16 protein-coding genes are annotated in these 14,972 nt (G+C 26.7%); 15 read left to right on the top strand and 1 reads right to left on the bottom strand.

The window, feature by feature from the left end; genetic code table 11:
• Both B5G32_RS11720 and B5G32_RS14295 read left to right on the top strand, forming a co-directional pair.
• Positions 1-201: transposase (locus tag B5G32_RS11720; protein WP_143746638.1), on the top strand; the 201-nt coding region annotated here is incomplete at its 5' end.
• Positions 198-332, top strand: a complete 135-nt coding sequence (locus tag B5G32_RS14295) for a hypothetical protein (RefSeq protein WP_255374772.1) — start codon at positions 198-200, stop codon at positions 330-332. The genes B5G32_RS11720 and B5G32_RS14295, both read left to right, overlap by 4 nt.
• Positions 333-944: 612 nt before the next feature.
• On the opposite strand, the gene B5G32_RS11715 is transcribed toward B5G32_RS14295, so the two are convergent.
• On the bottom strand, positions 945-1,274 hold the full coding sequence (locus B5G32_RS11715) for a DUF2589 domain-containing protein (RefSeq protein WP_087936745.1): 330 nt from the start codon (positions 1,272-1,274) through the stop codon (positions 945-947).
• Positions 1,275-1,466: 192 nt separating this feature from the next.
• Between B5G32_RS11715 and B5G32_RS11710 the strand changes: the two genes are divergently transcribed.
• The 13 genes from B5G32_RS11710 to B5G32_RS11650 all read left to right on the top strand — a co-directional run bounded on the left by B5G32_RS11710 (position 1,467) and on the right by B5G32_RS11650 (position 14,738).
• Positions 1,467-2,633 (top strand): MerR family transcriptional regulator, encoded by a 1,167-nt coding sequence (locus B5G32_RS11710; RefSeq protein WP_087936744.1) that lies wholly within the window; start codon positions 1,467-1,469, stop codon positions 2,631-2,633.
• 63 nt (positions 2,634-2,696) lie between these two features.
• Entirely contained in the window at positions 2,697-3,575 is an 879-nt protein-coding gene (gene rfbA, locus B5G32_RS11705) for a glucose-1-phosphate thymidylyltransferase RfbA (RefSeq protein WP_087936743.1), read from the top strand.
• Positions 3,575-4,153, top strand: a complete 579-nt coding sequence (rfbC, locus tag B5G32_RS11700; RefSeq protein ID WP_087936742.1) for a dTDP-4-dehydrorhamnose 3,5-epimerase — start codon at positions 3,575-3,577, stop codon at positions 4,151-4,153. Before rfbA ends, rfbC begins: the two co-directional genes overlap by 1 nt.
• On the top strand, positions 4,153-5,187 hold the full coding sequence (rfbB, locus tag B5G32_RS11695) for a dTDP-glucose 4,6-dehydratase (protein ID WP_087936741.1): 1,035 nt from the start codon (positions 4,153-4,155) through the stop codon (positions 5,185-5,187). The genes rfbC and rfbB overlap by 1 nt, the downstream gene beginning before the upstream one ends.
• Entirely contained in the window at positions 5,187-6,023 is an 837-nt protein-coding gene (gene rfbD, locus B5G32_RS11690) for a dTDP-4-dehydrorhamnose reductase (protein WP_087936740.1), read from the top strand. The genes rfbB and rfbD overlap by 1 nt, the downstream gene beginning before the upstream one ends.
• Before the next feature lie 176 nt (positions 6,024-6,199).
• Positions 6,200-7,543, top strand: a complete 1,344-nt coding sequence (locus B5G32_RS11685) for a sugar transferase (protein WP_239386245.1) — start codon at positions 6,200-6,202, stop codon at positions 7,541-7,543.
• 45 nt (positions 7,544-7,588) lie between these two features.
• Positions 7,589-8,038, top strand: coding sequence for a PssD/Cps14F family polysaccharide biosynthesis glycosyltransferase (gene pssD / locus B5G32_RS11680; protein WP_087243393.1), 450 nt, complete (start codon positions 7,589-7,591; stop codon positions 8,036-8,038).
• Positions 8,039-8,049: 11 nt separating this feature from the next.
• Complete coding sequence (locus B5G32_RS11675; protein ID WP_087243392.1) at positions 8,050-8,550, top strand: glycosyltransferase; 501 nt, start codon at positions 8,050-8,052, stop codon at positions 8,548-8,550.
• 2 nt (positions 8,551-8,552) lie between these two features.
• The gene (locus B5G32_RS11670; RefSeq protein ID WP_087243391.1) at positions 8,553-9,464 is read left to right on the top strand and encodes a beta-1,6-N-acetylglucosaminyltransferase; all 912 of its coding nucleotides are present in this window, start codon (positions 8,553-8,555) and stop codon (positions 9,462-9,464) included.
• A gap of 216 nt (positions 9,465-9,680) precedes the next feature.
• Positions 9,681-10,871 carry a hypothetical protein gene (locus tag B5G32_RS11665; protein WP_087243390.1) on the top strand — a complete coding sequence of 397 codons (1,191 nt, stop codon included), beginning with the start codon at positions 9,681-9,683 and terminating at the stop codon, positions 10,869-10,871.
• A 68-nt stretch (positions 10,872-10,939) separates the two neighbouring features.
• On the top strand, positions 10,940-11,965 hold the full coding sequence (locus B5G32_RS11660; protein WP_087243388.1) for a glycosyltransferase family 2 protein: 1,026 nt from the start codon (positions 10,940-10,942) through the stop codon (positions 11,963-11,965).
• Positions 11,962-13,461, top strand: a complete 1,500-nt coding sequence (locus B5G32_RS11655) for a lipopolysaccharide biosynthesis protein (RefSeq protein ID WP_087243387.1) — start codon at positions 11,962-11,964, stop codon at positions 13,459-13,461. The genes B5G32_RS11660 and B5G32_RS11655 overlap by 4 nt, the downstream gene beginning before the upstream one ends.
• Positions 13,462-13,616: 155 nt before the next feature.
• Positions 13,617-14,738, top strand: a complete 1,122-nt coding sequence (locus tag B5G32_RS11650; protein ID WP_158094018.1) for a glycosyltransferase — start codon at positions 13,617-13,619, stop codon at positions 14,736-14,738.
• Positions 14,739-14,972 lie beyond the last annotated feature (234 nt).

The following is a 14,972-nucleotide window of genomic DNA, read 5'->3' as shown; positions in this document are numbered from 1 at the left end:
AATTCATTTGTGCCGGCAAATGGAAGACGCATATCAAACGGCCTGATTGAAAACAGAAACAAATCCATCAAGCTGCTGAAACACAGTTCAAACGGATACCTCAACTGGCATCGTTTCAAGACAAGAATCATGTACAGTCTCAATAAAGACTCAACATATCACCTGTATCCAATCAAAAACAAGGGAGATTTTACAGAATGATGACAAGAAAAAAGATTTATACACTGATTGTGGACAATCATGATGTAAGCATTATCAGCAGACAACGTCTGCTGGAAGACATACTATACAGACTCAATATGATGAATATGCAGATGAACTGGATGACTTGACTCAGGAAATCAATCTGAAGTTAGATAAACTGATAGAAAAAGCAGAAAAAAAGAACCATGACCCATCATCAGATCATGATTCTCCTATACAGTTTTAAAATTGTGGGAAGAACAGCCTTCCCACAATTTCTTATAATCCAAAACCCCACAACCCCGTGTTATTTTAGATTACCTTTTTAAAAGGTGAAATTTTGAAGAATACTTTGTTCTTTTCTACAATATCTGTAAGTCCTGTCTTTGGGAATTAACGTTAAAAAATAGTGTTATTTTTAAGGATGATGAAACGGTGCTCATTTAAAATGATTAAGATAATTAGTTTAGCTATTTGTTATAGATTTTATATATTGATGATTTATAGTACATATTGATGATTTATAGTACAGAATTGTTTTGAGTTTAATAGAAATGATTATATGTAAGAATTTAAAATATGAGAAATAATATATGACCATTTGTATAATAAAATTGGAGGAGGAATTAAGTTGAATCTCAGTTACTCTCCAATTTTATTATAGAGATTATCTATTCTGATATTGAGTGGTTTTTATTGATTGTAAGTGAACTCAAGCACTTTGAAATTCTTATTTCATATATTAAATGAAAACATTATCATTAAGAATTCTCATCTGATTGACTTTCTTTGATTTCCATATCAAATTCAACATAATTTGGATTGATTTGTAGATGAGGAATTAGAACAATTGTACGCAATGGAGCATCGATGTTTATATCTTTATTGATAATTGTTTCATCAGGATTCTCATTTTCTTTTGTATAATCAAATTGATCATTTCTGATTTCCTTTTGTTTTTCAAATTCAACTTCTTGAATGTATTCTGTTATCATTTGGTCAAACATTATTTTAGCGTCATCTTTAGCCTTTAATGGTTTACCAATCAATTCTTCCATATCTAGTCCTTTAAATTGACTATCTATTGACATTTTTCATCATCCTCTCATTACTTATACTTAAATATATTATAAATAATCAATGGATAGTAATCAAATATATTGAATATTTCAATAAGTGTTCCTTTGGCTTAGACATCATCACTTGTATAGATGAAACTAATATACTTGTGATAAAACTTTTAATAGTGATATAATAAAAATGATGCTAAGGATGTGAGAAAAATGAACTATTATAAAACAGGTGAATTTGCTAAAAAAGCCAGTATATCTATAAGGACAGTTCGCTATTATGATAAAAAAGGATTGTTAAAACCATCATTAATTGATACCAATGGGTATCGTTTATATACTGATAAAGACTTTGAAAAGCTTCAAAAAATATTATCTTTAAAATATTTAGGATTTTCTTTAGATGATATTTTTGCAATGACAGCCAATGATAGTTATTTATCTTTGAAACAGTCCTTAGACTTACAAATGAAATTGATTCAACAAAAAATAGAAACATTGCAATCTATGCAATCTTTTTTACAGGAAGCACAAAATACTCTCATTCACAATGAAAAAATAGAATGGTCCGAGTTTATGAAGAATATCCAAATGGATGAAATGGAAAAAGAACTTGTAGAGCAGTATCGTAATGCGACAAATATTGATATTAGAATGAGGTTGCATGATAAATATTCTATAAATCCAATATCTTGGTTTCGTTGGTTGTTTTCTTATTATTGCTTACATGAAGACAGTTGTGTTTTAGAAATTGGTTGTGGGAATGGTCAATTATGGAAAGAAAATCAAGAATTGATTCAAGGACATATTGTTTTATCAGATATATCACAAGGCATGGTTGATGATGCTAAAAAGAATCTTGAAAATATATCAGATATCAATTATCAATGTTTCGATTGTTTAAATATCCCTTATCCAGATGAATCGTTTGATATAGTGATAGCAAATCATGTTTGTTTCTATTTGAAGGATTTAAATCAGGCATTGAAAGAGATTCAAAGAATTTTAAAACCAGGAGGTTATTTATATTGCAGTACGTATGGTAGTCAACATATGAAAGAAATTACAGATTTAGTCAAAGAATATAACCCTAAGATTGTATTATCAAATAGACAATTATATGACGTATTTGGATTAGATAATGGTAAAAATATTCTATTGAAATATTTTACTGAAGTTAAACAAAAAAAATATGAAGATCATTTAGAAGTTCATAATATGGATGATATTGCTAATTACATTTTATCTTGTCATGGCAATCAAAGTGAGTATATTTCTAAAGATTATATGGCTTTTAAAAAATTCCTTGATCGTAAATTATCATCACATTCTCATTTCTATATTACAAAAGATGCTGGCATGTTTATTTGTCAAAAATAGGTATTGACCATGACGTAACGTCATGGTTTATATTTTGTTTGTAGAAAATGGAGGAAAATGAATATGAAAGGAATTATTTTGGCAGGAGGAAGTGGGACAAGACTTTATCCTCTTACACAAGTCACAAGTAAACAATTATTACCTATTTATGACAAACCAATGATTTATTATCCATTAAGTATCTTGATGAATGCAGGGATTAAAGAAATTTTAATTATTTCTACTCCTGATGATACACCAAGATTTCAGGAATTATTAGGAGATGGACATCAATTTGGAATTGAATTACAATATAAAGTACAACCATCACCTGATGGATTAGCTCAGGCATTTTTGTTGGGCGAAGAATTTATTAATGGAGATAGCTGTGCTATGATTTTAGGAGATAACATTTTCCATGGTCATGGACTTACAAAACGCTTAAAACAGGCAGCATCTAAAACTTCTGGAGCGACTGTTTTTGGTTATTATGTGGATGATCCTGAAAGATTTGGGGTTGTTGAGTTTGATGAAAATGGAAAAGCTATTTCTATTGAAGAAAAACCAGAACATCCAAAATCAAATTATGCTGTTACTGGTTTATATTTCTATGACAATAAAGTTGTAGAATATGCCAAACAGATTAAACCAAGTGATAGAGGAGAGTTGGAAATCACTGATTTAAATAAGATTTATTTAGAAAAAGGTGATTTGGAAGTCACTTTATTAGGTCAAGGCTTTACGTGGTTGGATACAGGAACACATGAATCTTTAGTAGATGCAACAAACTTTGTAAAGACTGTAGAAACACATTCACATAGAAAGATAGCATGTCTAGAAGAAATTGCTTATCTGAATGGATGGATTTCAAAAGAAGAGTTAGAAAAAGCATGTGAACTTTATAAAAAGAATCAGTATGGAAAATATTTAAAAGATGTATTAGAAGGGAAGTATATTGATTAATGAAAGTTATTGAAACAAAAATACCAGGAGTTTTGATTATTGAAACAGATGTTTTTGGTGATCACAGAGGTTATTTTACAGAAACATATTCTAAACCAAAATACGAAAAGTTAGGAATCACAGTTGATTTTGTACAGGATAATATGTCATTTAGTGCACAAAAAGGAACTTTGAGAGGATTGCATTGGCAAAATCCTCCATATGCACAATCAAAACTTGTATCTTGTACAAAAGGGAAAGTGATTGACGTTGCTGTAGATATTAGAAAAGGTAGTCCTACATATGGTGAATGGGTATCTGTTGAATTAAGTGCTGAAAATCATAGACAGTTCTTTATTCCACAGGGATTTGCTCATGGATTTTTAACTTTAACAGATGATGTAGAATTTAGATATAAAGTTGATAATGTTTATAATAAAGAGTCTGAAGGTGGTATGCGTTATGATGATCCAACTGCTCATGTAGATTGGGGAACATTATTAAATGGTATTGAACCTGTATTAAGTGAAAAAGATCAGACAGGACCAACTTTAGAAGAATCAAATAATCAGTTTGTATATGAAGGAGAAGAAAAATAATGAAAATATTAGTCACAGGTGGAGCAGGATTTATTGGTGGTAACTTTGTTCATTATATGGTGAATAAATATCCTGAAGATATGATTGTCAATTTAGATTTATTAACTTATGCTGGGAACTTAGAAACATGTAAACCAGTAGAAGGAAAACCTAATTATAAGTTTGTTAAAGGCGATATTGCTGATAGAAAGTTTATCTTTGATTTATTTGAAAAAGAAAAGTTTGATGTTGTTGTGAACTTTGCAGCAGAATCACATGTTGATAGAAGTATTGAAGATCCTGAAAGCTTTGTCAGAACAAATGTCATGGGAACAACAACATTACTTGATGCATGTAATCAATTCGGTATCAAAAGATATCATCAGGTATCAACTGATGAAGTTTATGGTGATTTACCATTAGATAGACCAGATTTATTCTTTACAGAAACAACACCATTACATACATCAAGTCCATATAGTTCATCAAAAGCTGCAGCTGATTTATTTGTATTAGCTTATCATAGAACATATGGTTTACCAGTGACAATCAGTAGATGTTCTAATAACTATGGACCATACCATTTCCCAGAAAAATTAATTCCATTAATGATTTCAAGAGCATTAGCTGATGAATCATTACCAGTATATGGAACAGGAGAAAACGTTAGAGACTGGTTACATGTTTATGATCATTGTGTTGCTATTGATTTAATTATTAGAAATGGTAGAGTTGGAGAAGTTTATAATGTTGGTGGTCATAATGAAAGAACAAACCTTCAGGTTGTCAAAACAATCTTAAAAGCATTAGATAAACCAGAATCATTAATTAAATATGTTGAAGATAGAAAAGGACATGACTTAAGATATGCGATTGATCCAACAAAGTTAGAAACAGAACTTGGATGGAAACCAAAATATAACTTTGATACAGGAATCCAACAGACAATCCAATGGTATCTTGATAACAAAGAATGGTGGCAAAACATTTTATCAGGAGAGTACAAAAACTATTTCCAGAAGATGTATGTTGATAAAGGTAGAGTGGAAGAATAATGAAAGTCTTAGTTACAGGTGTTAAAGGACAATTAGGTTATGATATTGTCAATGAATGTCAAAAAAGAGGAATTGAAGCTGTAGGTGTTGATGTCGAAGATATGGACATTACAGATGCTAAACAAGTTGAAGCTGTTATAACAGATGAATATGATGCGGTGATTCACTGTGCAGCTTGGACAGCTGTTGATAAGGCTGAAGATGAAGTAGAGATGTGTCGAAAAGTCAATAAAGATGGCACAGAAAATATAGTGAACATCTGTCAACAATTAGATATTCCATTAATGTATTTTTCTACGGATTATGTTTTTGATGGTTTAGGTGAAGAACCATGGCATGAATATGATGAAAGAAAACCATTGAATGTTTATGGACAAACAAAATATGAAGGAGAACTTGCTGTTGAAAAGTTACCAAAACACTTTATTATACGTATTTCATGGGTTTTTGGAGTGAATGGACATAATTTTATTAAAACAATGCTCCGTCTAGGGAAAGAAAGAGGAGAAGTCAGTGTTGTTGATGATCAAATTGGATCACCAACCTATACATATGATTTAGCAAAGTTATGTGTAGATATGATTCAGACACAAGAATATGGAACATATCATGCAACAAATGAAGGAATTTGTTCTTGGTATGAATTTGCTTGTGAAATATTTAAGCAAGCACAAATGAATGTTAAAGTTAATCCAGTGGATTCAGCAGCATTTCCAGTTAAAGCAACAAGACCTAAAAATAGTCGCATGAATAAATCAGAACTTGATAAACATGGTTTTGATAGATTACCTACATGGCAAGATGCATTAAAGAGATATTTAAGAAATATTTTATAAAATGAAAGTGAGGTTAAAACCTCACTTTTCAATTTTATATGATGAATAAAGAGAAAATGAATGTTAGAGTTATGTAAATTATGTTGACAATTTTAACAAAATGGCATATGATGTTGAAGATAAGTGGGAAAAATGCTATAATTATGGTGTTATTTAGTAAAAGGGGAGAGGATAACATGAAGGAAAACATATTTGCTATGGGATTAATTTGTGTTGAAATGGCATTTTTTTATCTTCTCTATTTCATTGTAGACTTACCGTCAGATTTTTATTTACAGTTAGGATTACTTTGGATGATTATCATGCTTCTAAGTCAACATTATAAAATACGATCTACTCTTGTATGGGATGAAATTAAAAGCGATTTGAAGGCATTTATATATTTTGTGCTAGTTGCTTTTGTTTTTGCATATCCAAAAACAAATTTCTATTTAGAAATAGTGGGGGTAGGTTTTTTTATGTCTGTTTTTGCTGTTTTTGCAAACAGAATGATTCGTATTTTATTTAGAAACAAATTGTCAAGAAAAACTTTGATTATTGGGACGGGAGATGAAGCATATCGTATTGGTAAAATTGCTAATAACAATAGATTTGCTTTAACAAATGTTATTGGATTCGTATCAACAGATAATCAAATTGATAATGAATTGAAAGAAGATATGAGATATCCTATTTATGATTATTATGAATTAAATGATTTATTGAAAAATCATATTGATCAGGTTATTATTGCATTACCAGAGGCATCAAAAGAAGAAATAGATGTCATCACAAGACATTTATTTGATAGAGTGCGTTATATTAAGATATTACCTCAATTAAATTTTACAATGACTTTTAATTCTAGAATTGATGATTTTGATGGAGAATTACTTATATCAACATCAAGAGGTAGATTAGGAGTTTTTGGTAAAGCGTTAAAACGTATTATTGATGTTTGTGCAGGATTGTGTGGTTGCTTGTTACTTATCCCATTAACTATATATGTTTCTAAAAAGAATAAGAAAAGTGGAGATACAGCGCCAATATTCTTTAAACAAAAAAGAATTGGTGAAAATGGAAAAGATATATATATTTACAAATATCGCTCTATGGTACCAAATGCTGAAAAGGTTTTAGAGGAACTAATGAAAAAAGATCCTGCTATTAAAGAGGAATATTTAACCAATAAAAAATTAGTCAATGATCCACGCATTACTGAAGTTGGACATTTTTTAAGAAAAACTTCTCTAGATGAATTTCCACAATTTATTAATGTTCTTAAAGGAGAAATGAGTTTGGTTGGTCCAAGACCGTATCTTCCAAGAGAAAAAGATGATATGGATATTTATTACCATTCTATTATTAAATGTAAACCTGGTATTACAGGAATGTGGCAGGCTAATGGTAGAAGTGACGTTGGTTTTATTGATCGATGTAAACTTGATGATTATTATTACAAAAACTGGAGTATTGGTTTAGATATTATTATTGTCTATAAGACAATTAAGAGTGTTATTTATGGTAAAGGTGCATTATAGCACATATTGACTATGCAAAAAAATTTAATAAGAGAGGAAAATAATATGAAAATAGGTTTAGTTGGTTCAAGTGGGGGGCATCTTACACATTTATATATGTTAAAACCTACATGGGAGAAATACGATAGATTTTGGGTTACTTTTGATAAAGAAGATGCTAGAAGTATGTTGAAAGATGAGCAAATGTATTCTTGCTATTATCCTACCAATAGAAATCTTAAAAATTTAATCAAGAATACTTTTGTTGCATGGAAGGTATTACGAAAAGAAAAACCAGATATTCTTATTTCTTCTGGTGCAGCAGTAGCTGTTCCTTTCTTTTACTTAGGAAAGCTAATGGGTAAAAAACTAATTTATATTGAAGTATTTGACAGAGTGGATAAACCAACATTAACAGGACGTTTAGTTTATCCAATTGTTGATGAATTTATTGTGCAGTGGGAAGAACAATTAAAGGTTTATCCTAAATCTAAAAATTTTGGGAGTATTTTCTAGGAGGGGTTATAATGATATTTGTTACTGTGGGAACACATGAACAACAATTTAATAGATTGATACAAAAAATGGATGAATTGAAAGGTAATAAAATTATAAACGATTGTGTATTTATCCAAACTGGTTTTTCAACATATGAACCTAAGAATTGTGAGTGGAAAAAACTTTTGACATATGATGAAATGAATGAAAAGTATAAACAAGCAGACATTATTATTACTCATGGAGGACCAGCAAGTTTTATGAAAGCACTTGAAATTGGTAAAGTACCTATTGTGGTTCCTAGACAAGTTCAATTTGATGAGCATGTTAATAATCATCAAGTTGATTTTGTAAAATTAGTAGAAGAAAGATTTGATAGTATTATAGGTGTATATAATATAGAAGATTTAAAAAATATGATATTAAATTATCAGTTAATTATAAGTACAAAAAAAAGTGGCAAGAAAAGTAATAATAAAGAATTTAATGATAAAATGAATAATTTATTAAACAAATTAATAGGAGAATAAATATGAAACATGCTTATTTAATTATGGCACATAATAATTTTGAGCAATTAAATAGATTAATTACTTTACTTGATGATAAAGATAATGACATTTTTATTCATATAGATAAAAAATCGAATATTTTATTAGAAAATATGAATTTCGATTTGAAATTTTCAAAAGTATATTTATATAGTAGGTATAAGATTTATTGGGGTGATTATTCTATGGTAGAAGCAGAGATGTTTTTGTTCGAAAAAGCTTCAAAAATAGGGTATGATTATTATCATTTATTAAGTGGTTTAGATTTACCGATAAAATCAATTAAGCATATAAAAAATTTTTTTTATGAAAATAGGGGAAAAGAATTTGTTATTTGTGATAAGGTTTTTTCTAAACAATCACAAGTAAAAAGGCGTGCAAAATATTATTACCATTTACAAAAATATCGAAAAAATAGTAATAAATTTATTTCAATAATAATTAATTTTTTAAATAAAGTAGATATTGTTTTACAAATGTTTGTAAGAGTAGATCGTTTAAAATTTGAAAATATTGAACTAATGGCAGGTTCTCAATGGGTTAGTATTACACATGAGTTTGTTTTATACCTATTAAAACAAAAAGAGCTAATAGCAAAATTATTTATGTATACGAATTGTAGTGATGAATTGTTTATTCAAACTATTTTGTATAACTCAGATTTTAAAAATAAATTATATGTAAATAGCAGTGAAAGATATGATAATATGAGAAAAATTTTTTGGGAAAAAAATAACTCTGGAAGTCCTTATGTATGGCGAAGTGATGATTTTAATGAATTGATTAATTCAGAATCCTTATTTGCTCGAAAATTTGATACTAAAATTGATGATAAAATTATTAATTTAATTAGTAATTATGTAAATTTGAATAAAGAAACAAATAAATACTAGTAGTATAACAGTAAAATATTTTACTTTTAAAATTTATAAAATCAACTGGTAAATGTTATAAATCAATTGACATGCTGTTCTTATTTTTTTAATTTTATCTTTATAAAGTAAAATCCATAACAATAATTAGTATTATCTATTTTAGATAAAAATAAACTTTATTTGAATATAGATTTATTATAACAAGTGATTAAATTTAATTAAAGGAGTGCGATTATGGTAAACATTCAAGAAAATAAATCTTTAAAAATAATGTTGTTTTCGTTTATTTTTTTTATGCAAACTGTTGATAATATTTTTACTCAATATCAATATGCATTTCAGCCCCAGGTAAAATTTTTAAAAAATATATTTTTATTATTATCATTAGTAATTATGATATATTATATTTTAAAAAAATGTAAAAATGTTAGAGAGTTAAAATTTTTTAATGAAATTTTATATTTTATTATAGGTATTTTTGTTATAGCATTGATTTCTTTGATTTTAATAATATACAATCAAAAGTTTAATATCATTACTATAAATGCATTGATAAAAATTACTTTTCCATTATTAGTGTCTTTTGTTTTAATAAATTTTTATTCAATAGATGAATTAAAATTAGCTATGAAAATATCACTTTTAATTACTTTTATTGGATATATATTTTTCGACTTGGCTTTTAGAGGGTTAACATGGCAGGATATTGCTTCCATATCTTTTGTTCAATCTTTTTCACCATTTGAATCACATTACTTTTCTCCACAGGCAATGGCATTTTGTTGTTTCTTTATGTATTATAGAGAAGATAAACTAATAACATTTATTTCTGCATTATTTGTATTTATGACATACAAGAGATTAATGATAGTTGCTATGATTGTTTTATTTTTATTACCTAAAATTTTTAATCCAGATTATAAATTGAAAAAAATATTTAATGTTGTTACTATAATATTTTTTGTATTATCATCATATATTTTATTATATTTCTTAAAAGCTGGGAATATAAGTATATTAGGTATTACTTTTGATCAGTTAACTATGGGTAGAAGTTATTTTTATAGATTATTAATGGAAACTGGCTTTTCAAGTTATGGATTAAATACTTCTGTTATTGCATTGGGAAGAGATTTAGAAATGGATTTAATTAAACTATTATTGGAAGTTGGTTTTTTTGGCTTATTTGCTTATATTTCAAGTATAGTATTAATAGGTGGACAGAAATTATACAATATGGCATTAGTAATTTTTGTATTAGGAAATTCTTTAATATCTCACTTTTTTGATATTACATATTTTTGGATTGTTTTTTATATAACTATTTATTGCATAAAGAATAATATAAATAATGCTAATGACAAATTATTTTCAATAAATGTGTATAACTTATTCAATCAATTAAATATGTTTATTAAAAAATAAAATAAGATTTTTTTATTAGGATTAATAGTGATTTAAGTAATATTATTGTATTTTGAAAGGAGAAAAGTATGCAAGAGAAAAAAGTATCAGTAATAGTACCTGCATATAATTGTGAAAAATTTATAAAACAATGTATAGATAGTATACTTGATCAGTTGTACCCTAATATTGAAATTATAGTGATTAACGATGGCTCAACTGATAATACAGCTAATCTCCTAAATAGTTATAGGGATAAAATATTTTTAATTAATCAACAAAATTGTGGTGTGTCAAAAGCAAGAAATGCAGGAATTGAAGTATCAACTGGAGATTATATAATGTTTGTAGATAGCGATGATTGGATAGAAAATAATATGATTTCTACAATGATTAAATATGCAGATTATGATACAATTGTAAGGTGTAGTTATGTTGTTGAGGATGGAAAAAATGAAAAAAAACAAAATGGAGATGTTTGCAAAGTAATTTCTAAAGATCAAATTTATAAAACATTAATTGAAACATATGATTTTAACCCTCCATATTGTCAGTTAATCCCAAGAAAATTAATAAAAAAGAAGTATGTAACTAATATTTCTATGGGGGAGGATTATTTATTTAATTGTTATCTATACAGTAATGTGGAATTTATTAAAATTATAAATAATCAATTTTATCATTATCGAAAAGTAGAAAATAGTTTAGTGAATACAAAAGATGTTGAAAAGATTTTAAAAAGAACCGAAGATGTGATATTTGTGTATACTCAGTTATATTCATTTGCTAATCAGTGGAATTATAAAGATTTAGATATGATAGAATATAGAATTATCAAAGAGCTAAATTATCAGTTGCTTCAATTGTTTCAAACACAAGAATTAGAAAAATATTTTATTAAAAAAAATTTAATATATTTTTTTAATAAACTGAAAGATAACACTAAAATAAAAAAATTTAATAAATATATCATCAGAAAAATAGGAATTTATCAACCAGCAATGATTTTTTTAATACTAAATAATATTAATTTTTATTACTTATATGCTAATTCTATATATAAAACTATTTATAAGATTACACACTATAAAGATATGAAAAGAGGAGTTTCATGAGAACAAAAAGGGCACTTAAAAATTTATTTTTTAATTTATTACAACAATTTTCTTTAATATTGTCAAATTTTATAATGCAACCTATTTTAGTATCTAGATTTGGATCATCTATTAATGGATTAGTTTCAACAATTAAGCAATTAATGTCATATGTTCAGCTGACTGGTGCAGGAATTTCAAGTGCCAGTACTTTTGCAATGTATAAACCAGTTGCTGATAATGATTATAAAAAGTTAAGTGGGATATATACTGCCACAGCAAAAATGTTTTTTAAAGCGGGTAATGTTTTTACAATTATTACTCTTATAGTAGCAATTATTTATCCTTTTACTATCAAATCAAATCTTAATTATTTTATGATTTTTGGATTAATCATTGTTATGAGTGTTTGTGGTGCATCTGAGTTTTATGCTAGTGGAAAGCTTAGATCAATTTTAATTGCTAATCAAGATAACTATATTGTTGATATTTCTCAAATAATTGGAAATGTCTCTACAATTTTGATATTAATTTTATTAGTTTCATTAAAACAAAATATTGTTATAGTAGAATTAGGAATTAGCATTACGTATATACTTAGAATATTATTTATGTATGTATATGTATCTAAAAAATATACATATTTAGATTTGTCTATAAAACCATTGTTTTCAGAAATTAATCAACGCGGTGATGCAGTTGTGCATCAAATTTCAGGGCTAGTTGTAATGGGTAGTTCAACTTTAATTATTAGTATATTGTTGGGATTAGAAGAAGCAAGTATATATTCTGTATACTCAGTTGTTTTTAATGGAATAAATGTTTTATGTTCCTCTTTTTCTAATGCAATTTATTCAGCATTTGGAGAATTGATATCAAAAAATGAGCAAAAAACATTACAAAGTTCTTATGATACATATGAGTATATATATTTTATTATGATAAGTATTGTATATTCCTGTACTTATATATTAATTATGCCATTTATCAAGTTATACACTGCTAATATGAATGATGTCAATTATTACTTACCAATATTGGCTCTATTATTCATTATTGTAGGTGTTGGAAATAACTTAAGAATACCAGCTAATACTATAGTAACTGGTGCAGGTCATTTTAGAGAAACGAAAATTTATGCTATTATTGAAATGATTATTAATTTATTAGCTCAAATTATTTTAGGATATTTTTGGGGATTATATGGGGTTATTTTTGGCTCAATAATATCTTATATTTTTAGAACGATTCAATTTATATACTATGCTAATAAAAAAATAATAAAAAGGAGATCCATAATATCAGCATTAAGAATAATAATAAATGTTTGTACATCTGTTGTAATTTGTAAAATCATAGAAATATTAAGAATAATTGAAATTAATAATTATTTTGAATGGGTATATAATGGTTTTATTATTTTTTTCATAACTGCAGTTCTGATATTATTTATTAATTTTATATTTGATAGGAAAGCATTTTCAAAATGCTTATCGATAATTAAATCGTTGATTTAATGTATTATTTTATAAAATATTCTATATATTTATCATTGTGCAATTCATTTAAATATATTGTTGAATCAGTATGGGATTGAAAAAGTAATCATTTCAATGATTTTTTAGTAGGGCGCTATATGAATGAGACAGTTTCTCAATTTGGAGGTTTAAAAATGTTAAAGGAAAAAATAGTATCAGTATTATATGTTTGTACAGTAGAATTATCAAGAAATGGAATTGTTAATTGGTTATTAAATTACTCAAGTTCAATAAAAGAATTATATCCTACTTATGAAATAACAATAGTTGTTCCAAAAATTTTAGATGAAAAATTGTTACTAAAATTTAATGATTTAAATATAAATGTGATTGAATTAAACAACAGAAATAAAAATCCATTGAAATATATTTTTCAGTTAGCGAATTTAGTAAAAATAAATAAATTTGATATAGTACATATTCATGGCAATAGTTCAATGATGCTTATAGATTTACTAGGTGCAAAATTAGGAGGATGTCATGTGAATTTAGTGCATAGTCATAGTACAAATACTAATTATCCTACTTTAAATAAAATTTTAAAACCTATTTTTTTACATTCTTATACATGTGCATTTGCATGTGGGTATTCTTCGGGAAAATGGTTATATGGTAAAAATAATTTCTATATTATTAAGAATGGTATCAGTTTTATTAAGTTTAAAAAAAATTCATTAAAAAGAAGAAAAATGCGTGAACAATTTTCTATTGAAGATGATATAGTATTGGGACATGTTGGATATTTTGATGAAAATAAAAATCAAATATTTTTGATTAGATTGTTAAACGAATTAAATAAAATTAGTCCTAAATACAGTCTTGTTTTGATTGGAGATGGTAAAAATAAGGATTATGTTTTTCAAGAGGTACAAAAATATAATTTAGAAAATAAAGTAAAATTTCTGGGAGTTGTATCATCTCCATCTGAATATATGCAAACATTTGATATATTTGTTCTTCCATCTTTTTTTGAAGGTCTTCCATATGTATTAATTGAAGCACAAGCTATGAATATTCCATGTATAGTTTCTAAAGATGTATCTGAAGAGGCATGTTTGACTGAAAAATATTTTTCTTTACCTCTAGAAATAAATCAATGGATAAATACGATTATTTCTTTAGTAAAAGAGAATAGAGTTGATGAGAATGTACCAAATAAGGAACTATTTGATTTTGATATTTCTTTAAATACAAAAAAACTTGTTGAACAATATGATAAAATTTTATTAAATACTCTATCAGGTAAACATGGGTAATATATAGAATAGAGTTGAAGTTATTTGATTAAGATTTAATTAGAAAGTAGATATTATTTCTTTTACATGATTTTTAAAGTAAATTATTTAAAATATTAATATATTTTTATATATGTGTATATGACGGGTGGCGAGAGCCACTATGTTCGCTATATGAGAGCCACCACTAAACCGCTAGTTAGAGCCACATCGTCCGTTAAGAGAGCCAGTCCATGCAGACTGGCTTCTTAGCTA

Source organism: Massilimicrobiota sp. An80, assembly GCF_002159255.1.
Classification (GTDB): Bacteria; Bacillota_I; Bacilli_A; order Erysipelotrichales; family Coprobacillaceae; genus Allocoprobacillus; species Allocoprobacillus merdigallinarum.
This window is presented reverse-complemented; position numbering and strand designations above follow the sequence as displayed.